The organism is Streptomyces sp. NBC_01497 (genome assembly GCF_036250695.1).
Taxonomy (GTDB): Bacteria; Actinomycetota; Actinomycetes; order Streptomycetales; family Streptomycetaceae; genus Streptomyces.
The window spans coordinates 2,052,223-2,076,596 of the sequence record NZ_CP109427.1; the positions used below are offsets into that span (position 1 = coordinate 2,052,223).

Below are 24,374 nucleotides of genomic sequence, written 5' to 3' on the forward strand. Positions count from 1 at the left end.
TGACATGGCAGGCAGCTCACTCGACTCGTTCTCACCCGCGACCCGCAGCTGGTTCTCGGGTGCCTTTCCCGCGCCCACACCGGCGCAGGAGGGCGCGTGGCGTGCGATCGGCGAGGGGGCGGATGTGCTGGTCGTCGCGCCGACGGGCTCGGGCAAGACGCTGGCGGCGTTCCTCGCCGCCCTGGACCGGCTGGCGTCCGTGCCGCCGCCCGCCGAGGCGAAGAAGCGCTGCCGCGTGCTGTACGTGTCGCCGCTGAAGGCGCTGGCGGTGGATGTGGAACGCAACCTGCGCAGCCCCCTCACGGGCATCCGGCAGGAGTCGGTGCGCCTCGGGCTGCCCGAGCCGGAGGTGCGGGTCGGCATCCGCTCGGGCGACACACCGGCGGCCGACCGGCGGTCGTTCGCGATCCGGCCGCCGGACATCATGATCACCACCCCGGAGTCGCTGTTCCTGATGCTGACGTCGTCCGCGCGGGACGCGCTCGCGGGGGTCGAGACGGTGATCCTGGACGAGGTGCACGCGGTGGCGGGCACCAAGCGGGGCGCGCACCTCGCGCTGTCCCTGGAGCGGCTCGACGAGCTGCTGCCGCGGCCCGCCCGCCGGATCGGCCTGTCGGCGACGGTCCGCCCGGTGGAGGAGGTGGCGCGCTTCCTCTCGCCGCAGCGCCGGGTGGAGATCGTCCAGCCGCCGTCGGGCAAGCAGTTCGACCTGTCGGTGGTCGTGCCGGTGGAGGACCTCGCCGAGCTCGGCGGCTCCCCGGCGAGCGACAGCGGGGGCTCGGGTGGCGGAGCGGCCGGCGGCGAGAAGCCGTCGATCTGGCCGCATGTCGAGGAACGCATCGCCGACCTCGTGCAGGCCCACAGATCGACGATCGTCTTCGCGAACTCGCGCCGCCTAGCGGAGCGCCTGTGCAACCGGCTGAACGAGATCGCCTACGAGCGCGCCACGGGCGAGGCGCTGCCCGCCGACCACTCCCCCGCCGAGGTGATGGCGCAGGCCGGGGCCGCGCAGGGAGCCCCGCCGCTGCTGGCGCGGGCCCACCACGGCTCGGTCTCCAAGGAGCAGCGCGCCCAGGTCGAGGAGGATCTCAAGGCGGGCCGCCTGCCGGCCGTCGTCGCGACCTCCAGCCTGGAGCTGGGCATCGACATGGGCTCGGTCGACCTGGTCATCCAGGTGGAGTCCCCGCCGTCGGTCGCTTCCGGCCTGCAGCGGGTGGGGCGCGCGGGCCACCAGGTCGGCGCGATCTCGACGGGCATCGTCTTCCCGAAGTACCGGGGCGACCTGGTGCAGGCCGCCGTCGTGACGGAGCGGATGCGGGACGGTTCGATCGAGGCGCTGCGCGTGCCCGCGAACCCGCTGGACGTGCTGGCACAGCAACTCGTCGCGATGGTCGCGCTGGACACCCGGCAGGCCGACGACCTGCTGGAGACGGTGCGCAGGGCCGCGCCGTTCGCGGCGCTGCCCGAATCGGCGTTCACGGGCGTGCTCGACATGCTGGCGGGACGCTATCCGTCGGACGCCTTCGCGGAGCTGCGGCCCCGCGTGGTGTGGGACCGCGTCGCGGGCACGGTGACGGGACGTCCGGGCGCGCAGCGCCTCGCCGTCACCTCGGGCGGCACGATCCCCGACCGGGGCCTTTTCGGCGTCTTCCTCGCTGGTGCCGACCCCAAGAAGGGCGGCGGCCGGGTCGGCGAGCTGGACGAGGAGATGGTCTACGAGTCGCGCGTGGGCGATGTCTTCACGCTCGGTACGACGTCCTGGCGGATCGAGGACATCACTCGCGACCGGGTCCTGGTCACGCCCGCGCCCGGCACGCCGGGGCGGCTGCCGTTCTGGAAGGGCGACCAGTTGGGCCGGCCACTGGAACTGGGGCGCGCGGTCGGCGCGTTCCTGCGCGAGGTGGGCGCCCTGTCCGAGGAGGACGCCCGGCTGCGGCTGATGGCGGCGGGCCTCGACACCTGGGCCGCCGACAACATCCTGTCGTACCTGGACGAGCAGCGCAGGGCCTGCGGCCACGTCCCGGACGACCGGACGATCGTGGTGGAACGCTTCCGCGACGAGCTGGGGGACTGGCGCGTGGTGGTCCACTCGCCGTTCGGCGCGCAGGTGCACGCGCCGTGGGCGCTGGCCCTGGGCGCCCGGCTCGCCGAGCGGTACGGCATGGACGCCCAGGTGATGCACGCGGACGACGGGATCGTGCTGCGCCTGCCCGACGCGGACCTCATGGGCTTCGACCTGCTGGACGAGGACGCCTCGACCTCGGAGGCCACCTATGACGGCGAGCAGGCCCCGGTCGGCGCGGGCGATGTCGCCTTCGACGCGGCCGAGGTGAGCGGCGTCGTCACGGAGCAGGTCGGCGGTTCCGCCCTGTTCGCCGCCCGCTTCCGTGAGTGCGCGGCGCGCGCGCTGCTGCTGCCGCGCCGTAGCCCCGGCCGGCGCACGCCGCTGTGGCAGCAGCGGCAGCGGGCCGCCCAACTGCTCCAGGTGGCCAGCGAGTTCGGGTCCTTCCCGATCGTCCTGGAGGCCGTCAGGGAATGCCTCCAGGACGTGTTCGACGTGCCGGGCCTCAGGGAGCTGATGGGTGACATCGAGTCACGCAGGGTCCGGCTCGTCGAGGTGACGACGACGGAGCCGTCGCCGTTCGCGCGTTCCCTGCTGTTCGGCTATGTCGCGCAGTTCCTGTACGAGGGCGATTCGCCGCTGGCGGAGCGCCGGGCCGCCGCCCTGTCCCTGGATTCCCGGCTGCTCGCCGAACTCCTCGGCCAGGCGGAGCTGCGCGAACTGCTCGATCCCGAGGTACTGGCAGAGCTGGAGCGGGAGCTGCAGTGGCTGACCGAAGACCGGCGTATCAAGGACGTCGAGGGCGTGGCGGACCTGCTGCGGGTGCTCGGGCCGCTGACGGACGCGGAGCTCGCGGAGCGCGGCGCCGAGCCCGGCTGGGCCGGGGAACTGGCCGCGGCCCGGCGCGCGATCAGGGTGCGGATCGGCGGCGGGGACCACTGGGCGGCGATCGAGGACGCGGGGCGGCTGCGGGACGCCCTGGGCACGGCGCTGCCTGTCGGGGTGCCCGAGGCGTTCATGGAGCCCGTGAAGGACCCGCTCGGCGACCTCCTCGCGCGCTATGCCCGTACGCACGGCCCGTTCACGTCGGCATCGGCTGCCGCGCGCTTCGGCCTCGGCAGCGCCGTGACCGACGGCACCCTGCACCGGCTCGCGGCCGCGGGCCGCGTGGTGGAGGGCGAGTTCCACCCCGAGGGCATCGGCCAGGAGTGGTGCGACGCGACGGTGCTGCGCAGGCTGCGGCGGCGCTCGCTGGCGGCGCTGCGCGAGGAGCTGGAACCGGTCGCGCCGACGGCGCTGGCGTCGTTCCTGCCGCAGTGGCAGCACCTGGGCGCACACCGGCTGCGTGGCATCGACGGCCTCGCGCGGGCGGTGGAGCAGCTCCAGGGCGCGGCCGTGCCGGCGTCCGCGCTGGAGCGCCTCGTCCTGCCCTCCCGGGTCGCCGGCTACACACCGGCCCTGCTGGATGAGCTGACGACCACGGGCGAGGTGGTGTGGGCCGGTGCGGGCGCCCTGCCCGGCAAGGACGGCTGGGTCTCCCTCTACCTCGCGGACCACGCGCCGGTGCTGCTGCCGCCACCGCACCCGCTGGAGCTGACCGCGCTGCACGAGTCGGTGCTGACCGCGCTGAGCGGCGGCTACGGCCTGTTCTTCCGGCAGATCGCCGAGCAGGTGCGCGCCACCACCCATCCCGACGCCACCGACCCCCAACTCGCCGACTCGGTATGGGATCTCGCGTGGTCGGGACGGCTGACCAACGACACGGCGGCGCCGCTGCGGTCCTTCCTCGGCTCGGGTCGTACGGCGGGCTCCACGGCCCACCGCGCCCGCAGGTCCGTCCCGCGCGGCCGCTACGGGACCCTCACGGCCGCCGGGCGGCCCGCCTCGCGCACAGGGCCACCGACGGTCAGCGGCCGCTGGTCGGTCCTGCCGGAGCGGGAAGCCGACGCCACGCACCGGGCCCACGCGCTGGCCCGCGCGCTGCTCGACCGGCACGGCGTGGTGACGCGCGGCGCCGTCGCGGCCGAGGGAGTGCAGGGCGGCTTCTCCGCCGTGTACCGGGTGCTGTCGGCGTTCGAGGACAGCGGACAGGCGCGCCGCGGCTACGTCGTCGAGGGCCTGGGCGCCGCGCAGTTCGCCATGGACGGCGCCGTGGACCGGCTGCGCGCGGCGGCCACGGCCCGGGAGCGCGCCGAGTCCTCGCCGGATCCGCACGCGGTGCTGCTGGCCGCGGCCGACCCGGCCAACGCCTACGGTGCCGCTCTGCCCTGGCCCGAGCCGCCGGAGGGCGCGAGCCACAAGCCGGGCCGCAAGGCGGGCTCCCTCGTCGTGCTGGTCGACGGGGAACTGACGCTCTACATGGAGCGCGGGGGCAAGACGCTGCTGTCCTGGGCGACGGACCCGGACGATCCTTCTCTGCGCGCGGCGGCGGGGGCGCTCGCGTCCGCCGCCGCCGCGGGTTCGCTCGGCACGCTCACCGTGGAGCGTGCGAACGGCGTCGCCGCGCTCACGTCCCCTCTCGGCCGGGCGCTGGAGGCTGCCGGTTTCCACGCGACGCCGCGCGGCCTGCGGCTGAGGTCGTGAGGCCGTGCCCGAGGGAGACACGGTGTGGCGTGCGGCCCGGGCCCTGCACACGGCGCTGGCGGGCGGTGTGCTGGTCCGCTGCGACCTGCGGGTGCCCCGCTTCGCCACGTCGGACCTGAGTGGCCGCGCGGTGCTCGACGTCACACCGCACGGCAAGCACCTCCTGACGCGCGTCGAGGGCGGCCTCACCCTCCACTCCCACCTGGGGATGGAGGGCGCCTGGAAGGTGTACGGGACGGACCGGCGCTGGGGCGGCGGTCCGCCGCACGAGATCCGCGCGGTCCTCGGCACGGGCTCCGCCACGGCGGTCGGCTACCGGCTGAAGGTGCTGGAGCTGATCCGTACGGCCCAGGAGGAGCGGGTCGTCGGCCATCTGGGACCTGACCTGCTCGGCCCCGACTGGGACGCGGCGACCGCGTTGAGCAATCTCCTGGCCGATCCGGCCCGCCCGGTCGGCGAGGCCCTGCTCGACCAGCGCAATCTCGCGGGGGTCGGCAACATCTTCAAGTCCGAGGCGTGCTTCGTGGCGCGGGCGAACCCGTGGACCCCCGTCGGGGAGGTGCGCGAGCCGGAGCGCCTGGTGGACGCGGCGAAGCGCCTTCTGGAGCTGAACAAGAGGCTGTCGAGCGGCAGCCGGCGCCTGCACGTCTCGGGCCGGCGGAACCTCCCGTGCCCCCGCTGCCGGACCCTGATCCGCAAGGCCCCCCAGCAGGACCGCCCCACGTACTGGTGCCCTCGCTGCCAGCCGTCCCCCACGCCCTGACCGGCGGATATCGCGCCAGGGACGGGCCCAGGGACCGGCGGAGGCGGGCCCCCGCGGGTCCGCGCCCGCAGGGCCGGAAAGCCCGGGACCGAACGGACCCCCGGCCGGCACCGCTGTGGGGTGCCGGCCGGGGGTCCGTTTCGAACCAGCGAACTCGCTCAGGCGGCGACTACGTCGACCGCCTCGCTCGGTGCCTTGATGGTCACCCGTTCCGTCGGCACCTTCGGCACCGACTTCACGGCGATGGAACCCAGCATCGGACGTACTGGTGCGGGCACAGGCCCATCGGCAGCAGCCGACGCAGCCAGCTCCGCCAACGACAGTTCGTCGCTCACTTCCCGCATGAGCTCGGACATCCGTACGTCAAGCGCGTCGCAGATGGCGGAGAGCAGTTCGGAGGATGCCTCCTTCTGCCCCCGCTCCACCTCGGAGAGATAGCCGAGTGAGACTCGGGCGGACGAGGAGACTTCGCGCAGAGTACGGCCCTGGCGTTGGCGCTGCCGACGCAGCACGTCACCCAGCAGGCGACGGAGCAGAATCATCGGTGGCTCCCTCCTCGGACCGCGTAGCCGCATCCTTCACGCCCCACCGTACCGCCTCGTGACGCGGCCGTGCGGGGAGCGATGTCGTGTTCACTCAGGGCTGCAAACATCAAGTCCCCCCGTTCTGTTCCGTATCCTGTGCCCGCTCATTTCCCGGGAGTTCGCCCAGCAGCAGTGCGAGCGCGGACAGAACGCTCTCCATACGGATGTCCGCGCGGCCGCCGTTCAATCGCAGCGGGCGCACTTCGTCCTCACCATCCGGTCCGGAAACCGCCACATAGACCGTCCCCACGGGGTGACCGTCCTGTGGATCGGGCCCCGCGACCCCGGTGGTCGCGACGCCCCAGTCGGCGCCGAGCACCCGGCGCGCACCGGCGGCCATGGACCGCGCCACATCCGGATCGACGGCGCCGCGTTCCGCCAGCAGTGCCGCCTCGACGCCGAGGACGTCCCGCTTCAGCTCGGTGGCGTACGCCGTCACGGACCCGCGGAAGACCCGCGAGGCGCCGGGCACCGAGGTCACGGCCGCGGCCACCAGACCGCCCGTGAGGGACTCGGCGACGGCCAGCGTCGCGCCGAGCCCGGTCAGCCGCTCCACGACGGCCCGGGCGGCCGTCTCCGGTCCCGGTGCGGCCCCGGGCACCACGCTCACCGCCCCGTCTCCGGCGAACCCTGCGCGGACGCCGCCGCGGCGCGCTCCGCCGCCAGCCCCTGGCGCCGCAGCACCAGGGCCTGGCGCACGTAGTCGAGCCCCGTCAGCACGGTCAGGACGACGGCGACCGCCATCACCCAGAACCGGAAGGTGGCCCACCAGCCCACCAGCGCCAGCACGTACATGCCGACCGCCGTGCCCTGCGCGAGCGTCTTCAGCTTCCCACCGCGGCTCGCCGCGATCACGCCGTGCCGGATCACCCAGAACCGCATCAGGGTGATCCCGAGTTCCCGCACCAGGATCACCGCCGTCACCCACCACGGCAGGTCCCCCAGCGCCGACAGGCACAGCAGCGCGGCCCCCATGATCGCCTTGTCGGCGATCGGGTCCGCGATCTTCCCGAAGTCGGTGACGAGGTTGTACGTACGGGCCAGATGCCCGTCGAAGATGTCCGTGATCATGGCGACGGCGAAGGCGGCCCACGCCCAGGCGCGCCACACGGGGTCGTACCCGCCGTTCTGCAGCATCAGGGCGACGAAGGCGGGGACGAGCAGCAGGCGGGCCATGGTCAGCAGGTTCGCCACGTTCCACAGACTCGCCTGGCCGACGGCCCTGGCCCCCAGCTTCCCGGCGGGCGCCGGCTTCGCGCCTGCACCGCCCGTCGTGGACGCGGGGACTCCCGTCATCTGGCGGCCTCCTCGGCGACGGTCCGAAGAAGGTCCTCCGGACTGGTGCTCAGGTGCTCCGCGATCAGGTCGACGCCCTCGCTGCCGGTCACCTTCGCCTCGACCATACGACCGGGGCGCAGATCCGCGCCCGAGGTGAGGACCACCTGGCCGTCGGTCTCGGGCGCCTGGTGCGCGGCACGGCCCACGGCGACGGCGCCGTCGACGCCCGTGTCGGACACGTCGGTCGACTCCACGAGGACCTCCAGCGTCTCGCCGTGCCGGTCCTGCGCCCGCTGGGACGTCAGTTCCTCGGCGAGCCGGGAGAGATGGGCCAGACGCTCCGCCACGACGTCCTCGTCCAGCTTGTTGTCGTACCCGGCGGCCTCCGTACCGTCCTCGTCGGAGTAGCCGAACACGCCGATGGCGTCGAGCCGCGCCTCGGTGAGGAAGCGCTCCAGCTCGGCGAAGTCGGCCTCGCTCTCGCCGGGGAAACCGACGATGAAGTTCGACCGGACGCCGGCCTGGGGCGCCTTGCCGCGGATGGTCTCCAGCAGGCCGAGGAAGCGCTCGGTGTCGCCGAAGCGCCGCATCGCGCGCAGCACGCCGGGGGCGGAGTGCTGGAACGAGAGGTCGAAGTACGGCGCGATCTTCGGTGTGGAGGCGAGGACGTCGATGAGTCCAGGCCGCATCTCGGCGGGCTGCAGGTAGCTGACCCGGATGCGCTCGATGCCGTCGACAGCGGCCAGTTCGGGCAGCAGCGTCTCCAGCAGCCGGATGTCCCCGAGGTCCTTGCCGTAGGAGGTGTTGTTCTCGGAGACCAGCATCACTTCCTTGACGCCCTGCTCGGCCAGCCAGCGCGTCTCGCCGAGCACGTCGCTCGGACGGCGGGAGATGAAGGAGCCGCGGAAGGACGGGATGGCGCAGAACGAGCAGCGCCGGTCGCAGCCCGAGGCGAGCTTCACCGACGCCACAGGGCTGGTGTCGAGCCGGCGGCGCAGCGGCGCGCGCGGACCCGACGCGGGGGCGATCCCCTCGGGCAGGTCGGCGGGCGCCGGCACGGCGTCGCCGTGGCCCGGCAGCGCGACATCGGCCGCGGCCTGCCGCTCCACGGGGCTCAGCGGCAGCAGCTTGCGCCGGTCGCGGGGGGTGTGCGAGGCGTGGACGCCCCCGGAGAGGATCGTCTGGAGGCGGTCGGAGATGTCGGCGTAGTCGTCGAAGCCGAGCACTCCGTCGGCTTCGGGAAGGGCCTCGGCGAGTTCCTTGCCGTAGCGCTCGGCCATGCAGCCGACGGCGACCACGGCCTGGGTTCTTCCCTGATCCTTCAGATCGTTTGCTTCGAGGAGGGCGTCGACGGAGTCCTTCTTGGCGGCTTCGACGAAGCCACAGGTGTTGACGACGGCCACATCGGCCTCGGAGGCGTCCTGGACGAGCTCCCAGCCGTCCGCCGCCAGGCGGCCTGCGAGCTCCTCCGAGTCCACCTCGTTACGGGCGCAGCCAAGCGTGACGAGAGCGACGGTACGGCGTTCAGGCATGGGCTCAAGACTACTTTGTCCCGGCGCGGCCCAGCTCGCGCAGGGTCCAGACGGTCCCAGGACCCTGCGCGGAGTTCCTGGTCAGCCGATGGAGGGGTCACCCTGCGTGTACGACAGGCGCTCCACCTGACCTGGCTTGAATTCGTCGTCGACCTTCTTGCCGTTGACGTAGAGCTCTATGGCTCCGGCGTTGCCGAGGATGAGGTCGACCCGCTTGTCGTCCTGGAACGTCTTCGACTGGCCCTTGGTGAGGACCCCGTCGAACAGCAGCTTCCCGTTGTGCGCCTTGGCCGAGATCCAGCTCTTGTCGTCGACCGCGGAGAGCTTCACCGTCACCTTGTCGTGCGGTGCCGCGGCGATGGCGCTGTCCGAGGGGCCGGGCCTCGGCTGGGTGCCCTTGGTCGCGGGGGCGTGCGTGCCGGAGGAGGAGGCGGACGGCGTGGAGCCCTCGCTCTCCTTGACCGCGGTGCCCTTGGCCGTGTCGCCGGAGTCGCCACCGCTGTGGACCACGGTGAAGGCGACGAAGCCCGCGACCGCGACGATCGCGGCGACCATCGCGCCCGTCCAGTTCGGCCGGCGCCGCTCCGGCCGGATGCGCTCCGCCTCGAACAGGGGTGTGGCGGGGCTCGCCGTGGGCTCGGGCCGCCCGCCGTGTTCCGCGTCGAACCGGTCCACGAGCGGCTCGGGATCGAGCCCGACCTCCCGCGCGATCATGCGCAGGTGCCCGCGGGCGTACACGTCGCCGCCGGAGCGGCTGAAGTCGTCGTCCTCGATCGAGCGGACGATGGGCACGCGCACGCGGGTGGCGTCGCTGACCTCGTCGACCGTCAGACCGGCCGCGATCCGTGCCTGCCTCAGGGCTCGGCCGATCGACATACGGTCCTCAGGTGCGGGATTCGAAGAATTCGGGTCTTCTTCTGGTGAATTGCCGTCAGATGAGTTGCCGATGGACACGGGTGGGCCTTTCGAGCGTGTAGCCACCTGCTGGACGTTCAGTCTAGAGGCGGTACGAAAGGGTGGGGCAAGCGGAAGGACTCACTTTGTACGCCATCGGTACGGGCCGCCGGCGTGCGCGGGAGCGCTGTGCTGTGCCTCTCTGCCCACCTTGACGTACAGGTGTCCAAAAGGGTTGCCCCGCCACTGGTCTCTACGAAGACTCCCCCCGGATGACCGACAGCACACCGTCGAGTTCGTCGGCCTTCACCAGGACGTCCCGGGCCTTGGAGCCCTCGCTCGGCCCCACGATGGCGCGCGACTCCATCAGGTCCATCAGCCGGCCGGCCTTCGCGAAGCCGACGCGCAGCTTGCGCTGGAGCATGGACGTCGAGCCGAACTGCGTCGAGACGACCAGCTCGGCCGCCTGGCACAGCAGATCGAGGTCGTCGCCGATGTCCTCGTCGACCTCCTTCTTGCGCTGGGTGCCGACGACGACGTCCTCCCGGAAGACGGGCGCCATCTGGTCCTTGCAGTGCTGGACGACGGCGGAGATCTCCTCCTCGGTGACGAAGGCGCCCTGGAGCCGGGTCGGCTTGTTCGCGCCCATGGGCAGGAACAGGCCGTCTCCCTTGCCGATCAGCTTCTCGGCGCCCGGCTGGTCGAGGATGACCCGGCTGTCGGCGAGCGAGGAGGTGGCGAACGCGAGCCGCGAGGGCACGTTCGCCTTGATCAGGCCGGTGACGACGTCCACGGACGGCCGCTGGGTGGCGAGCACCAGGTGGATGCCGGCCGCGCGCGCCAGCTGGGTGATGCGGACGATGGAGTCCTCGACGTCCCGGGGCGCGACCATCATCAGGTCCGCCAGCTCGTCCACGATCACCAGCAGGTACGGGTAGGGCTGGAGTTCCCGCTCGCTGCCCTCGGGCAGCTTGACCTTGCCCTCGCGTACCGCGTGGTTGAAGTCGTCGATGTGCCGGAACCCGAACGCGGCGAGATCGTCGTAGCGCAGGTCCATCTCGCGGACCACCCACTGGAGCGCCTCCGCGGCCCGCTTGGGGTTCGTGATGATCGGGGTGATCAGGTGCGGGATGCCCTCGTACGCGGTGAGCTCGACGCGCTTGGGGTCGACGAGGACCAGCCGGACCTCCTCCGGCGTGGCCCGCATCATCACCGAGGTGATCAGGCAGTTGATGCAGGAGGACTTGCCGGAACCGGTGGCGCCCGCGACCAGCACGTGCGGCATCTTCGCCAGGCTGTGCATGACGTAGCCGCCCTCGACGTCCTTGCCGAAGGCCACCAGCATCGGGTCGTTGTCGTCGTCCCCGGCGAGCCGGAGCACGTCACCGAGGTTGACCATCTCCCGGTCCGTGTTGGGGATCTCGATGCCGACAGCGGACTTGCCGGGGATCGGCGAGATGATCCGCACGTCCGGGCTGGCCACGGCGTACGCGATGTTCTTGGCGAGCGCGGTGATGCGTTCGACCTTGACGGCGGTGCCGAGCGCGACCTCGTAGCGGGTCACCGTCGGGCCGCGGGTGAAGCCGGTGACGGCGGCGTCCACCTTGAACTCGGTGAAGACGGTGGTCAGCGAGTGGGCGATGGCGTCGTTGGCGGCGGTACGCGACTTGCCGGGGCCGCCGCGCGCCAGCAGGTCTATCGACGGCAGCGAGTAGGTGATGTCACCGGCGAGCTGGAGTTGTTCCGCACGCGCGGGCAGCCCTTTGGCGCGTTCCGGCGCGGGCTTGGTGAGGTCGGCGAACGTGCCGGGCGCTCGCGTCGCCGCCTCGTCCTGAGGCGTGTTGCGGCTCCCCGCCGTGCCTCGCGCGGTCGGTACGGGCGCGGACCGGTCGGCGGCCGGGGCCCCGGTGGCGCCGGACCCGTCCTCGTCCGCCGCGCCGTCCTCGCCGGGCCCGGGGCGGCGCACGCCGCCTGTGACCCCCTGGGTGAGGTCGGCGACGACCGGGGAGGGCGGCATGCCGTTCAGGACGGCCCCGTCGAGAGCCGCCGCGGCGGCGGCCGCCACGTCCACCGGGTCCATGTGACGGCCGAACCGCGGTTCCGAGGACGGCCTGCGGGCCCTCCTGTCGCGCCGTGCGAGCGCGTCCGCCTCGGCCTTGTCGTGGTCGAACACCGCATCGGAGCCGTGCCGGGAGGAACGGCCCGGGCGGACCGTCCCCGCGGCGGGCGCGTCGCGCCACCGCTCGTCGTAGCGTCCGCCGTCCTCGGCCTCGGCCGCGAACTCGGCTTCCTCCTCCTCGGTGGGTGCGATGATGCGCAACCGGATCCCGAGGAGCCGCAGGCGCTGCGGGATCGCGTTGACCGGGGTCGCCGTGACGACGAGCAGGCCGAAGATCGTCAGCAGCAGGAGCACGGGGACGGCGAGCGCCTCGCCCATCGCGAAGATCAGCGGCTCCGAGACCGACCAGCCGATCAGCCCGCCCGCGTCCCGCATGGCCTGCGTGCCCGCGTCCCGGCCCGGGGCGCCGCACGCGATGTGGACGAGCCCGAGCACCCCGAGCACGAGCGCCGACAGTCCGATGACGATGCGTCCGTTGGCGTCCGGCCTCTGCGGATACAGGATGAGCCGTACGGCGATCGCGCCGAGCAGTATCGGTACGAGCAGATCGAGCCGGCCGAAGGCGCCCGTGATGAGCATGGTGACCAGGTCACCGACCGGACCCTGGAGGTTCGACCAGGTGCCGGCGGCGATGATGAGGGCCAGCGCGAGCAGGAGCAGCCCGACGCCGTCCTTGCGGTGGGCCGGGTCGAGGCCCTTGGCGCCCCGCCCTATGCCGCGCATCGCGCCCCCGACGCTGTGCGCCGCGCCGAGCCACACGGCCCGCGTCATGCGGTAGACGCCGCCGGTGGGCGAGGGCGCGGGCCTGGGTACCGGCCTGACGGCCTTCTTCGCGGTCGCCTTCTTGGCAGGGGCACTCCTCGCGGGCGTCTTCCTCGCGGGAGCGGACTTCTGCACAGGCTTCTTGGCCGGCGGGGCCGCTGCCTTCTTCGCCGCTGGGGTCGTACGGCCGGCGCGCGGCTTCGCGGTGCCCGTCGCTCCTTGAGAACCCTTGCCGGACGTACGTGAGGCCATGGTGGTGAGGTTACCGGTGCGCGGCGCCGGGGACACGTGTGACCGCTGCTTCACCCGTTCGTGTCGGCGCCGGGCACGGCAGGGGCTGAACGCCCGTCAAGGCCGCCCGGCGCCCGGTCCGTCGGGGCGCGATGACACGGCGGCACGGCCGGACCGGGGCTCGAAGCCGCGGCGGCCGGGTCAGAGTTGCGGAGGGAAGACCGGGCCCACGCCCGCGGTGCCGGGACCCAGCGCGTCCAGCGCCCGCCGCAGCGCCGTGAGTTTGCGCTCCAGGTGGGCGGCCGTGGCGACGGCCGACGCGTCCGCCGCGTCGTCGTCGAGCTGCTTGGACAGCGCCTCCGCCTGCTCCTCGACTGCCGCGAGCCGCGCGGACAGTTCCGCCAGCAGACCGGCCGGCTCCTTGGCCTCCCCGGCGCCCGCGAGCTGCAGCCGCAGGAGCTCCGCCTGCTCCTTGAGCTGACAGTTCTTCATGTACAGCTCGACGAAGACCGACACCTTCGCCCGCAGTACCCAGGGGTCGAACGGCTTGGAGATGTAGTCGACGGCACCCGCCGCGTACCCGCGGAACGTGTGGTGGGGGCCGTGGTTGATGGCCGTGAGGAAGATGATCGGGATGTCCCGGGTGCGCTCGCGGCGCTTGATGTGCGCCGCCGTCTCGAACCCGTCCATCCCCGGCATCTGGACATCCAGCAGAATGACCGCGAAATCATCCGTCAGAAGCGCCTTGAGTGCTTCCTCCCCTGACGATGCCCGCACCAGCGTCTGATCGAGCGCGGAGAGGATCGCCTCCAGCGCGAGCAGATTCTCCGGCCGGTCATCGACCAGGAGGATCTTGGCCTTCTGCACCATGGCCGCCCGCCCTCCTCGCCCCGGCGCCGGCTGCCCCCCTGCCGCGGCGCCCGGTCCGCGACCGTGCTCCCCGCCAGGCGGCGTCAGCCGCGCGCCGTCCGTCCTTGTGCCGGTCATGGTAGCCGCACCCCGCCCATCGCCACACCCTGTCACCGCGATGTCACGGCGCACGAACGGATAACGCGGCCGGGGCTCGGAACGTTCCCGGCACCTTTGTCACACACACGGTCCCACACCTCCCGTACCACGGCCGGGGGCGCCCCCCGCGGGGCCCTCTCGGCCGTGCGGGGCGCTCAGCCCTTCCGCATGTAGTCCGCCATCATCAGCAGCAGCTGGTCGGAGTCGACGGGCTTGGTGACGTAGTCGGACGCACCCGACTCGATGGCCTTCTCCCGGTCCCCCTTCATCGCCTTCGCGGTCAGGGCGATGATGGGCAGACCGGCGAACTGCGGCATCCTGCGGATCGCCGTCGTCGTCTCGTAACCGTCCATCTCCGGCATCATGATGTCCATCAGGACCACGGTGACGTCGTCGTGCTGCTCCAGGACCTCGATGCCCTCCCGGCCGTTCTCCGCGTACAGCACGGTGAGGCCGTGCGCCTCCAGAACGCTGGTCAGCGCGAAGACGTTGCGCACGTCGTCGTCGACGATCAGCACCTTCTCGGCGCTGAAGGAGACCGTACGGCGCGGTGCGGCGCTCTCCCCCGCCTCGGCGTCGGCGGCCGGCTCCTCCAGCGAGACCACGGCGGGCACATGCCCCGGCCGCCGCGGCGCCCGCTCGGCCCGCGCCGCACCCGTGGCGACCGCCTGGGCCTCCTGGTGCTGCGTCCCGCCCGCGGGCAGCTCGGGCAGCCGCTCGGACGACTCGATCCCGGCAGGCGCCTCCACGGCGCCCGTACGGCCCTCGGAGGCGAGGCGCGGCGCCGCGTCGCGATTCGTGCGCGCCGCCTGCGAGTAGCCCTGCGGGGGCAGTTCGCCCGCGTTGAGCGGCAGGTACAGGGTGAACGTGGAACCCCGGCCCGGCTCGCTCGCCGCGTGGATCTCACCGCCGAGCAGACGGGCGATCTCCCGGCTGATCGACAGGCCCAGTCCCGTTCCGCCGTACTTGCGGCTGGTGGTGCCGTCGGCCTGCTTGAACGCCTCGAAGATCACCCGCATCTTGCTCGCGGCGATCCCGATACCGGTGTCCGTGACGGAGAAGGCGATCAGATCGCCGTCGGCCTCGCGCAGCGAGCCCGCCTCCAGCAACTGCTCCCTGATCGCGATCGGAACGTCCGCGCGGGCCGGACGGATCACCAGCTCGACGGCTCCCGTGTCGGTGAACTTCACCGCGTTCGACAGGAGGTTGCGCAGCACCTGCAGCAGCCGCTGCTCGTCCGTGTGCAGCGTCGCGGGCAGCTCCGGCGACACCCGTACGGAGAAGTCGAGTCCCTTCTCCGCCGTCAGCGGCCGGAAGGTGGCCTCCACGTAGTCGACGAGCTGCACCAGCGCGATCCGGGTCGGGCTGACGTCCATCTTGCCCGCCTCGACCTTCGACAGGTCGAGGATGTCGTTGATGAGCTGGAGCAGGTCGGACCCCGCGCCGTGGATGGTCTCCGCGAACTCGACCTGCTTGGGCGACAGGTTCGACTCGGCGTTGTCCGCGAGCAGCTTCGCCAGGATCAGCAGCGAGTTGAGCGGGGTGCGCAGCTCGTGCGACATGTTCGCGAGGAACTCCGACTTGTAGCGCATCGAGACCGCGAGCTGCTCCGCCCGCTCCTCCAGCACCTGCCGCGCGTCCTCGATCGCGGTGTTCTTGAACTCGATGTCGCGGTTCTGCCGGGCCAGCAGCTCGGCCTTCTCCTCCAGCTCGGCGTTGGACGCCTGGAGCGCCTTCTGCCGGTTCTCCAGCTCCGCGGAACGCTCCCGCAGCTGCTCCGTCAGCTCCTGCGACTGCTTCAGCAGCACCTCCGTCTTGGAGTTGACGCTGATGGTGTTGACGCTCGTCGCGATCATCTCGGCGATCTGCTTGAGGAAGTCCCGCTGGATCTGCGTGAACGGCTGGAACGAGGCCAGCTCGATGACGCCCAGCACCTTCCCGTCGAACAGCACCGGCAGCACGATCACATGCGCCGGCGACGCCTCACCGAGTCCCGAGGAGATCTTCAGGTAGCCCGGCGGGACATTGACCTGGATGGTGCGCTTCTCCTCGGCCGCCGTACCGATCAGTCCCTGCCCCGGCCGGAACGACGTCGGCATCGAACCCGCCGAGTAGCCGTAACTCCCGCGCAGGCACAGCTCGAAGCTGCTGTCGCCGCCGAGGTCCGCCCCCGCGCCCGTCTGCATGGCGAGGAAGAACGCGCCGTGCTGGGCGGAGACCACGGGCGTCAGCTCGCTCATGATCAGCGAGGCCACGTCGGCCAGGTCGCGGCGGCCCTGCATGAGGCCCGAGATGCGCGCGAGGTTGCCCTTGAGCCAGTCCTGCTCCTCGTTGGCGATCGTGGTGTCCCGCAGGTTGGCGATCATCGTGTTGATGTAGTCCTGGAGATCCTTGATCTCGCCCGCCGCGTCCACGTCGATCTTCACACCGAGGTCGCCTCGGGTCACCGCGGTGGCCACGTTGGAGATCGCGCGCACCTGGCCGGTGAGGTTCCCGGCCATCTCGTTCACGGACTCGGTCAGATCGCGCCAGGTGCCGTCCACGGCCCGTACCCGGGCCTGGCCGCCGAGGATGCCCTCCGTACCCACCTCACGGGCCACGCGCGTGACCTCGTCCGCGAAGTTCGACAGCTGGTCGACCATCGTGTTGACGGTGTTCTTCAGCTCCTGGATCTCACCGCGCGCGTCGATGTCGATCTTCCGCGTCAGGTCGCCCTTCGCGATGGCCGTGGTGACCGTCGCGATCTGACGCACCTGACCGGTCAGGTTCGACGCCATCAGGTTCACCGAGTCGGTGAGGTCCTTCCACGTGCCGGAGACGCCCGGCACGCGCGCCTGGCCGCCCAGTTCGCCCTCCGTACCGACCTGCCGGGCGACCCGTGTCACCTCGTCGGCGAACGACGACAGGGTCGTCACCATCGTGTTGACGGTGTCGGCGAGCTCGGCCACCTCGCCACGCGCCTCGACCGTCACCTTCTTCGTCAGGTCGCCGTGCGCGACCGCGGACGACACCCGCGAGATGTTGCGGACCTGACTGGTCAGGTTGTTCGCCATCGTGTTGACGTTGTCGCTGAGGTCCTTCCAGATGCCGACGACGCCGCGCACCCGCGCCTGGCCGCCGAGAATGCCCTCCGTACCCACCTCACGCGCCACGCGCGTGACCTCGTCGGCGAAGTTCGACAGCTGGTCGACCATCGTGTTGACGGTGGTGACCAGGTCGAGGATCTCGCCCTTCGCGTCCACCGTGATCTTCTTCGACAGGTCGCCCATGGCGACCGCGGTGGTGACCTCCGCGATGTTGCGGACCTGCGACGTCAGGTTGTTCGCCATGAAGTTGACGGACTGCGTCAGGTCCTTCCACGTGCCGGCGACGCCCTTGACCTCGGCCTGTCCGCCCAGCATGCCCTCGGTGCCCACCTCGCGGGCCACGCGGGTGACCTCGTCGGCGAAGCTGGAGAGCTGGTCGACCATCGTGTTCAGCGTCGACTTCAGTTCCAGGATCTCGCCCTTGGCGTCCACGCTGATCTTCTGCGACAGGTCACCGCGCGCGACGGCCGTGGCGACCTGGGCGATCGAACGGACCTGGTCCGTCAGATTGCCCGCCATGCCGTTGACGGAATCCGTCAGGTCCCGCCAGACACCGGCGACGCCCGGTACCTGCGCCTGGCCGCCCAGCCTGCCGTCCGTGCCCACCTCGCGGGCCACACGGGTCACCTGGTCGGCGAAGGCGGAGAGCTGGTCGACCATCGTGTTGATGGTGTTCTTCAGTTCGAGGATCTCGCCCTTGGCGTCGACGTCGACCTTCTTGGAGAGGTCGCCGCGCGCCACCGCTGTCGTCACCTGGGCGATCTGCCGGACCTGGTTCGTCAGGTTCCCGGCCATGAAGTTGACGGAGTCCGTCAGCTCCTTCCACGTACCCGACACACCCGGCACGCGCGCCTGACCGCCGAGGCGGCCCTCCGAACCGACGTCCCGCGACATCCGCGTCACCTGGTCCGCGAAGCTGGACAGCTGCGCCACCATCGTGTTGACGGTGTTCTTCAGCTCCAGCATCTCGCCGGCGACCTCGACCTGGACCTTCTGCGACAGGTCGCCGTTGGCCACCGCCGTGGTCACCTGCGCGATGTCGCGCACCTGGCCGGTGAGGTTGCGGAAGGCGTTGTTCACCGAATCGGTGAGGTCCTTCCACGTGCCGGCCGCACCGGGCACATGCGCCTGGCCGCCCAGCCGTCCCTCCACGCCGACCTCGCGGGCGACACGGGTCACCTCCGAGCCGAACGACTGGAGCTGCTCCACCATCGTGTTGACGGTGTTCTTCAGCTCCAGCATCTCGCCGGCGACTTCCACTTCGACCTTCTGCGACAGGTCGCCGTTGGCCACCGCGGTCGTCACCTGCGCGATGTCGCGCACCTGCGTGGTCAGGTTCCTGAAGACCGTGTTGACGGAGTCCGTCAGGTCCTTCCACGTACCGGCCGCGCCCGGCACCTGCGCCTGGCCGCCCAGCAGCCCCTCGGCGCCGACCTCGCTCGCCACGCGTGTGACCTCGTCCGCGAACGTCCGCAGCGTCTCGGTCATCTGGTTGATCGTGTCCGCGAGCCGCGCGACCTCGCCGCGCGCGCTGACCGTCACCTTCCGCGACAGGTCGCCGTTGGCGACCGCCGTCGTGACCGAGGCGATCCCCCGCACCTGGCTCGTCAGGTTCGTCGCCATCGTGTTGACGGAATCGGTGAGGTCCTTCCAGACGCCCGCGACCCCGGCGACCTCGGCCTGTCCGCCCAGCTCGCCCTCCGTACCGACCTCACGCGCCACGCGCGTCACCTCGGAGGAGAACGACGACAGCTGGTCCACCATCGTGTTCACGGTGTTCTTCAGCTGCAGCATCTCGCCGGCCACGTGCACCGTGACCTTGCGCGACAGGTCGCCCTTCGCGACGGCCGTCGTCACCAGCGCGATGTCGCGCACCTGCGCCGTCAGCCGGTACGCCATGGTGTTGACGGAGTCGGTCAGGTCCTTCCAGGACCCGGCCATGCCCCGTACCTTCGCCTGGCCGCCGAGCTTGCCCTCGGTACCGACCTCCAGCGCCACGCGCGTCACCTCGTCGGTGAACGCGGACAACTGGTCGACGAGGTTGTTGACCGTACGGGCGACCTTCAGGAACTCGCCCCGCAGCGGCCTCTCGGCAACGGCGCCCTGGGCGCCGCCCTCCCCGGGCGACCGCAGATCCATCCGCTGCGCCAGGTCGCCCTCGGCGACGGCGGAGAGCACGCGGCCCACCTCGGAGACCGGCCGCGCCAGATCGTCCACGAGGGCGTTCGCCGCGTCGATCGCGCTGGCCCAGGAACCCTCGCAGGTGCCCGTCTCCAGGCGTTCCGTGAGCTTCCCCTCCCGGCCCACGACCCTGCGTACCCGCGCGACCTCACCCGTCAGGTGCAGGTGCCGGTCGGCGACCTCGTTGAAGACGGCGGCGATCTCCGCCATCGTGTCGTCGCCGGCCACGGTCAGGCGTTTGCGGAAATTGCCGTCCCGCATCGCGACGAGGCCCGTGAGCAGTCTGTTCAGGGCCGCCGAGTCCACCTCGGTCGTCCCGCCGCTCCGGGACCGTCCGCCTTTCGCGCGCGATCGATCGCCGCGCGCTGCCACGCCAGACTCCACCGCGTGTCCTTCCCAGGGGGGTCGACCGTACTGTCCGGTCTTTCACCGGAAGCCTGCCCAGTGTTTCACCATGCTCGAACCAGGCGATAACAGTTCGGCAGCTTCCTACAGCCTCGCATCCCCTCCCCGAAGGACGGAATCAGAGGCGACCGGCATCCACCGGGACAGCGAAGGTAAGTAACCTGGCACACGGCTGTCCACCCGTCCCGGTCGCCCGGCAAGGGGCGGTGTGACTGACGTACTACACCGGGCACCGGGAGGGGCGGGGCCGTTTCATGGCGGAGCCGGGCGTGGAAACGCTTACGAGGAGTTCTGTGATCACCGCGCGGGCGGCTGCCACCTTCGACCCCGAGGGGCGGTCCGTCGCTGCGGCCCGGGCCTTCGTCCGCGACACCCTCCAGGGCTGGGGCTGCGCCGAAATCGTCGACGACGCGGTCGTCCTGACCAGCGAACTCGTGACCAACGCCGTCGTCCACGCGGGCACCGCCGCCGACGTGCGCTGCCTGCGCGGCGAGGACGGCGTACGGGTCGAGGTCGCGGACCGCTACCCCGAACGCGAGGTGCCCCTCCAGGCCACCGGCCCCTCGTTCGGCAACCTCGACAGCGAACACGGCAGAGGGCTGCTGCTGTGCGCCGCCCTCGCCTCCCGCTGGGGCGTCGAATACACCCCCTCCTACAAGCAGGTCTGGTTCCAGCTCGACATGCCCGAGCGGCCCATCGGCACCCGGTCCGCGGGACCGGCCCTGCCGACGGCTCTGCTGCCGGTCGCCGAGGACGCCCGGGTACGGGTCGCGGTGATCCAGGTCGACCAGGCCGCCTCCGTGGCCGCCTGGAACGAGGACGCCACCGCCCTCTTCGGCTACCCGGCGGAACAGACCGTGGGCAAGCCCATCACCGACTTCGCCGCCTGGCCGCACACGCCCGGTATCAGCATGGGGGTCGTCGAGGCCCTGCAGCTCTCCCGCTGGGAGGGCAGCTACGGCATCCGCGACGCCGACGGCAGAGTCGTCCCCGTGTACGCCTCCCACCTGCGCGTACGGGACACGCACGGGGAACCGTCCACGGTGTGCCTGCTCGTGCGGGACACCGAGCGCGCGGTGATCCAGACCCCGGCGCGCCCCTCCAACAAGGACAACGGCGAGAACCGGAGCGCCGACCCCTTCGAGGTCTTCATCGGCTCCCCCGCCCCCGACGACCTCGACGGCCTCCTCCAGCGCACCGTCGAACGCTCGCGCGACATGCTCGACGCGGACGCCGCCTTCCTCCTCCTCGCGACCGACGACGAGACGGAACTGGAGGTGCGGGCCACCACCGGCCTGCCGTCCGCCCGCCAGCGCTTCGCCCGGGTCCCCGTCGAGGCCGGCACCGGCCGCTACGGGTCCGCCCGGCTGCCCGCCGTCCACGACGACCTCGGCGCGGTGCCCGGCGCCGTACCGCTCCTCGCGGGCACCGGAATGCGCTCCGTCGTCACCGTTCCCCTCAAGGTGGAGGGCCGCCTCACGGGCTCCCTCGGGGTCGCCGCCGAGGCCCCCGGCCGCTACTCCAACGAGCAGGCGCTGCGTCTGCAGTTCGCGGCGGACCGGATCGCGCTCGCCGTGGAGTCCGCCCGCCTCGGCGAACTGGAACGGCTGCGGCGCGGCTCCCTGTCCTTCCTGGTGGAGGCCTCCGACCTGCTCGCGGGGACACTGGACCGCGACCAGACCCTCGCACTGATGGCGCAGATGACCGTCCCCACCCTCGCCACCTGGTGCGCGGTCTACACCATCGCCGACCAGTCCTCCGAGCCCGAACTGTCCTTCGTCCTGCACGAGGACGAGGAGCGTATCGACGGGCTCAAGGCGCTGCTCTCCAAGATCGACCCGCCGGAACCGGTACCCACCCCGGGCGCCAGGATCTGGACCGCCCCCGCCGACGCCGCGCACCAGTCCGCGCTGCGGTCCTCGATGCGGGAGCGGACCAGCGGCTCCACCACGCCCGGCTCCGGGGTGGGCCCTTCACTGGCGACGGCGGCGGCTGTCGGCGGCGAGACCGTCGTCCTGCCGCTGGTGGCGCGCAACCGGGTCATCGGCATGCTCACCCTCGGCAAGCCGTCGGACGACCACTTCCGCCAGGAGATCCTCGAACTCGCGGAGGACCTGTCCCGCAGGGCGGCCCTCGCCCTCGACAACGCACGCCTGTACTCGGAGCGCACGGCGATCAGTCAGTCGCTCCAGCGCAGCCTCCTGCCGCCGGAACTGCCCGTGATCCCCGGCGTCGAGGTGGAGGTCATCTACCGTGCGGCCGGCGAGGGAAACGAGGTGGGCGGCGACTTCTACGACCTCTTCCCCATCAGCGACGGCACCTACGGTTTCGCCATCGGCGACGTGTGCGGTACGGGCCCGGAGGCAGCGGCCGTCACGGGCCTCGCCCGGCACGCGCTGCGCCTCCTCGCCCGCGAGGGCCTCGGTGGCCCCGCGGTGCTGGAGCGGCTCAACGCGGCCATCCTCGACGAAGGCCCCCGCAGCCGTTTCCTCACCCTCCTGTACGGCGAACTGCGTCCCCAGGACGACGGCAGCGCCCGGCTGACGATGGTGTGCGCCGGGCACCCGCTGCCGCTGCGCCTGCGCCAGGACGGGTCCGTCGAGGCGGCGGCCGAACCTCAGACGCTGCTGGGCGTGATGGACGACCTCGACCTGTACGAGCAGACCGTCACCCTCGACCCCGGCGACGTCCTGCTCTGCGTCACCGACGGCGTCACGGAGCGCCGCGAGGGCACCCGCATGCTGGGCGACGACGGCCTGGCCGAAGTGCTCGCCACCTGCACGGGGCTGACGGCCGGGGCGGTCGCCGCGCGCATCCTGCGCGCGGTGGAGCGCTTCGCGGCGGCGCCCGCGTCGGACGACATGGCGATCGTCGCCCTGCGCGTCCCCGAGCCGCACGCCTGATCCCACGAAGCAGCCCCCGCGCACCGCTCACGCGCCGCCGGACGGGTCAGGCGCTCCGGGCACCGTCGTACGCCTCGCGGGCGTCGAGGACGGCCGGAACGCTGCTCTCGGCCCACCGGGCCAGCGCCCACACCTGCTCGGCCGCGTGCCGCCCCAGGTCGGTCAGCGAGTAGTCGACGCGCGGCGGGATGACGGGCTTGGCGTCCCGGTGGACGAAACCGTCCCGCTCCAGGGTCTGCAACGTCTGCGCGAGCATCTTCTCGCTGACGCCGCCGACCTCCCGCCGCAGCTCGCTGAACCGGTACGAGCGCTCCAGCAGCGCCGACAGCGCCAGCACGCCCCAGCGGCTCGTCACATGCTCCAGCACGAGACGCGAAGGGCAGCCCGCCTGGTTCACGTTCGGCTGCGAACCCCCCGACTCCGGTGTCATGCCCGCGATGAAACGGACGAACTCGGACTGCTCACTTACGCTCATGTCTGTACCTTACTCCAAAGTGGGTACTTACCCGAGAGCATGTACCCCTCCTACGGTGGGACACATGGCGGTGCCTCGCGGGGCCGCCGGACATGGCCAGCGTTCCCGAACGGAGAGAAGTACTCGATGAGCATCGTGATCACCGGAGCAACAGGACAGCTCGGGCGTCTGGTCGTCGCCGACCTGCTGGCCGCCGGGGTGCCGGCGGACGGCATCACGGCGGTGTCCCGTACGAAGGAGAAGGCCGAGGACCTCGCGGCGGCGGGCGTGCGGGTGCACCTCGCCGACTATGACGACCCGGCCTCCTTCGCGGACGCCTTCCGCGCCGGCGACCGGGTCCTGCTGATCTCCGGTACGGACATGGGCCGGCGCACGGCACAGCACGCGGTTGTGATCGACGCGGCGAAGGCCGCGGGCGTCGCCCAGCTCGCCTACGTGGGGGCCTTCGGCGGGCCCGGGGCCGACTTCCTGCTGGCGGCGGAGCACCGGGAGACGGAGCAGCTCATCCTGGACTCGAAGCTGCCGTACACGTTCCTGCGCAACAACTGGTACACCGACGCTCCGGCGTACACCGCGGACCTCCAGGGGATCCTGGAGCGGGGCGAGTTCGTCAGCAGCACGACACCCGGCGCGCGGATCGCCACGGCGCCGCGCACGGACTACGCGCAGGCAGCGGCGCGCGTCCTGCGCGAGGACGGCCACCTGGGGAAGGCGTACGAGCTGAGCGGCGACACGGCCTGGACGTTCGACGCGTTCGCCGACGAGGTGTCACGGCAGTCCGGACGCCGGGTCGTTCACCGCCCGGTCGCCCCCGACGAGCACCAGGCCGTCCTCACGGGAGCGGGACTCCCCGAGGGCTTGGCAACCCTCCTGGTGGACGTGGACGCGGCGATCAGCCGTGGCCTGCTCGCCGGTACACCCGGCGACCTCTCGCGACTGCTCGGCCGGCCGACTAAGCCGCTCGCGGACTCGATCCGCGAGACGCTCGCCGCGCTGAACGCGAAGTGACCAGCTAGGAGACGCGGCACAAACAATGAAGGCCCCCGCCAGTGGCGGGGGCCTTCATTCATCCGGAGCCCCAATACGGAATCGAACCGTAGACCTTCTCCTTACCATGGAGACGCTCTACCGACTGAGCTATTGGGGCGCAGCGACAAGCAGAAGCATACCCGAACGCGGGCGGCGACAGAACCATCGAGTGGGCTCCTCAGGGCCTGCCCGGAGGAGCCGGCACCCGGCCGGCGACGGGACGCGGACGGGACGTGGACGCGAAAGAAGCTCCCGGAGCTGCTCCCGAAACAGGTTCGGGAAAGGCATGCGGGAAAAGGGTTCGGGAACGCGAAAAGGGCCCGCACCATGTGCGGGCCCTTCCCTAACTAAAAATTGTTCGGCAGCGACCTACTCTCCCACAGGGTCCCCCCTGCAGTACCATCGGCGCGGTAAGGCTTAGCTTCCGGGTTCGGAATGTAACCGGGCGTTTCCCCTACGCTATAACCACCGAAACACTA

13 protein-coding genes, 1 tRNA gene and 1 rRNA gene are annotated in these 24,374 nt (G+C 71.6%); 4 read left to right on the plus strand and 11 right to left on the minus strand.

All coding sequences use genetic code 11. From position 1 onward, the window contains the following. Positions 1-4: 4 nt before the first annotated feature. Together OG310_RS08680 and OG310_RS08685 are read left to right on the plus strand one after the other, a co-directional pair. Positions 5-4,645 (plus strand): ATP-dependent helicase, encoded by a 4,641-nt coding sequence (locus OG310_RS08680; protein ID WP_329455304.1) that lies wholly within the window; start codon positions 5-7, stop codon positions 4,643-4,645. Positions 4,646-4,649: 4 nt separating this feature from the next. Further along, the gene (locus OG310_RS08685; protein ID WP_329455305.1) at positions 4,650-5,408 is read left to right on the plus strand and encodes an Fpg/Nei family DNA glycosylase; all 759 of its coding nucleotides are present in this window, start codon (positions 4,650-4,652) and stop codon (positions 5,406-5,408) included. A gap of 158 nt (positions 5,409-5,566) precedes the next feature. Here OG310_RS08685 and OG310_RS08690 read toward each other — a convergent pair whose 3' ends face one another. The 8 genes from OG310_RS08690 to OG310_RS08725 all read right to left on the minus strand — a co-directional run bounded on the left by OG310_RS08690 (position 5,567) and on the right by OG310_RS08725 (position 19,467). Beyond that, positions 5,567-5,950 (minus strand): helix-turn-helix domain-containing protein, encoded by a 384-nt coding sequence (locus OG310_RS08690; RefSeq protein WP_329455306.1) that lies wholly within the window; start codon positions 5,948-5,950, stop codon positions 5,567-5,569. Between the two features lie 109 nt (positions 5,951-6,059). Then, the gene (locus tag OG310_RS08695; protein ID WP_329460083.1) at positions 6,060-6,548 is read right to left on the minus strand and encodes a CinA family protein; all 489 of its coding nucleotides are present in this window, start codon (positions 6,546-6,548) and stop codon (positions 6,060-6,062) included. Positions 6,549-6,598: 50 nt separating this feature from the next. After that, positions 6,599-7,288, minus strand: coding sequence for a CDP-diacylglycerol--glycerol-3-phosphate 3-phosphatidyltransferase (pgsA, locus tag OG310_RS08700; protein ID WP_329455307.1), 690 nt, complete (start codon positions 7,286-7,288; stop codon positions 6,599-6,601). Further along, a complete protein-coding gene (rimO, locus tag OG310_RS08705) occupies positions 7,285-8,802 on the minus strand; it encodes a 30S ribosomal protein S12 methylthiotransferase RimO (protein ID WP_329455308.1) in 1,518 nt (505 codons plus the stop codon). The genes pgsA and rimO overlap by 4 nt, the downstream gene beginning before the upstream one ends. An 81-nt stretch (positions 8,803-8,883) precedes the next feature. Further along, on the minus strand, positions 8,884-9,783 hold the full coding sequence (locus tag OG310_RS08710) for a helix-turn-helix domain-containing protein (protein ID WP_443078585.1): 900 nt from the start codon (positions 9,781-9,783) through the stop codon (positions 8,884-8,886). 166 nt (positions 9,784-9,949) lie between these two features. Continuing rightward, a complete protein-coding gene (locus OG310_RS08715; RefSeq protein ID WP_329455310.1) occupies positions 9,950-12,829 on the minus strand; it encodes a DNA translocase FtsK in 2,880 nt (959 codons plus the stop codon). A 180-nt stretch (positions 12,830-13,009) separates the two neighbouring features. Continuing rightward, a complete protein-coding gene (locus tag OG310_RS08720) occupies positions 13,010-13,678 on the minus strand; it encodes a response regulator (protein ID WP_329455311.1) in 669 nt (222 codons plus the stop codon). Positions 13,679-13,971: 293 nt separating this feature from the next. Beyond that, complete coding sequence (locus OG310_RS08725) at positions 13,972-19,467, minus strand: HAMP domain-containing protein (protein ID WP_443078586.1); 5,496 nt, start codon at positions 19,465-19,467, stop codon at positions 13,972-13,974. 275 nt (positions 19,468-19,742) lie between these two features. Between OG310_RS08725 and OG310_RS08730 the strand changes: the two genes are divergently transcribed. After that, on the plus strand, positions 19,743-22,391 hold the full coding sequence (locus OG310_RS08730; RefSeq protein ID WP_329455313.1) for a SpoIIE family protein phosphatase: 2,649 nt from the start codon (positions 19,743-19,745) through the stop codon (positions 22,389-22,391). A 46-nt stretch (positions 22,392-22,437) separates the two neighbouring features. Here OG310_RS08730 and OG310_RS08735 read toward each other — a convergent pair whose 3' ends face one another. Beyond that, positions 22,438-22,821 carry a winged helix-turn-helix transcriptional regulator gene (locus tag OG310_RS08735; RefSeq protein WP_329460084.1) on the minus strand — a complete coding sequence of 128 codons (384 nt, stop codon included), beginning with the start codon at positions 22,819-22,821 and terminating at the stop codon, positions 22,438-22,440. 171 nt (positions 22,822-22,992) lie between these two features. On the opposite strand from OG310_RS08735, the gene OG310_RS08740 reads away from it, so the two are divergent. Beyond that, positions 22,993-23,874 (plus strand): SDR family oxidoreductase, encoded by an 882-nt coding sequence (locus OG310_RS08740; RefSeq protein WP_329455314.1) that lies wholly within the window; start codon positions 22,993-22,995, stop codon positions 23,872-23,874. A 66-nt stretch (positions 23,875-23,940) separates the two neighbouring features. On the opposite strand, the gene OG310_RS08745 is transcribed toward OG310_RS08740, so the two are convergent. Both OG310_RS08745 and rrf read right to left on the minus strand, forming a co-directional pair. Beyond that, a tRNA-Thr gene (locus OG310_RS08745) sits at positions 23,941-24,013 on the minus strand. Between the two features lie 238 nt (positions 24,014-24,251). Continuing rightward, positions 24,252-24,368: ribosomal RNA gene (gene rrf / locus OG310_RS08750) — 5S ribosomal RNA — on the minus strand. Between the last annotated feature and the right edge of the window lie 6 nt (positions 24,369-24,374).

Excerpts from the sequence above, each read along its gene's own strand:
- OG310_RS08680 (WP_329455304.1), top strand. The coding sequence starts at position 5 with ATGGCAGGCAGCTCACTCGACTCGTTCTCACCCGCGACCCGCAGCTGG.
- OG310_RS08690 (WP_329455306.1), bottom strand. The coding sequence starts at position 5,950 with ATGATTCTGCTCCGTCGCCTGCTGGGTGACGTGCTGCGTCGGCAGCGC.
- pgsA (WP_329455307.1), bottom strand. The coding sequence starts at position 7,288 with ATGACGGGAGTCCCCGCGTCCACGACGGGCGGTGCAGGCGCGAAGCCG.
- rimO (WP_329455308.1), bottom strand. The coding sequence starts at position 8,802 with ATGCCTGAACGCCGTACCGTCGCTCTCGTCACGCTTGGCTGCGCCCGT.
- OG310_RS08715 (WP_329455310.1), bottom strand. The coding sequence starts at position 12,829 with ATGGCCTCACGTACGTCCGGCAAGGGTTCTCAAGGAGCGACGGGCACC.
- OG310_RS08720 (WP_329455311.1), bottom strand. The coding sequence starts at position 13,678 with ATGGTGCAGAAGGCCAAGATCCTCCTGGTCGATGACCGGCCGGAGAAT.
- OG310_RS08730 (WP_329455313.1), top strand. The coding sequence starts at position 19,743 with ATGGCGGAGCCGGGCGTGGAAACGCTTACGAGGAGTTCTGTGATCACC.
- OG310_RS08735 (WP_329460084.1), bottom strand. The coding sequence starts at position 22,821 with ATGACACCGGAGTCGGGGGGTTCGCAGCCGAACGTGAACCAGGCGGGC.
- OG310_RS08740 (WP_329455314.1), top strand. The coding sequence starts at position 22,993 with ATGAGCATCGTGATCACCGGAGCAACAGGACAGCTCGGGCGTCTGGTC.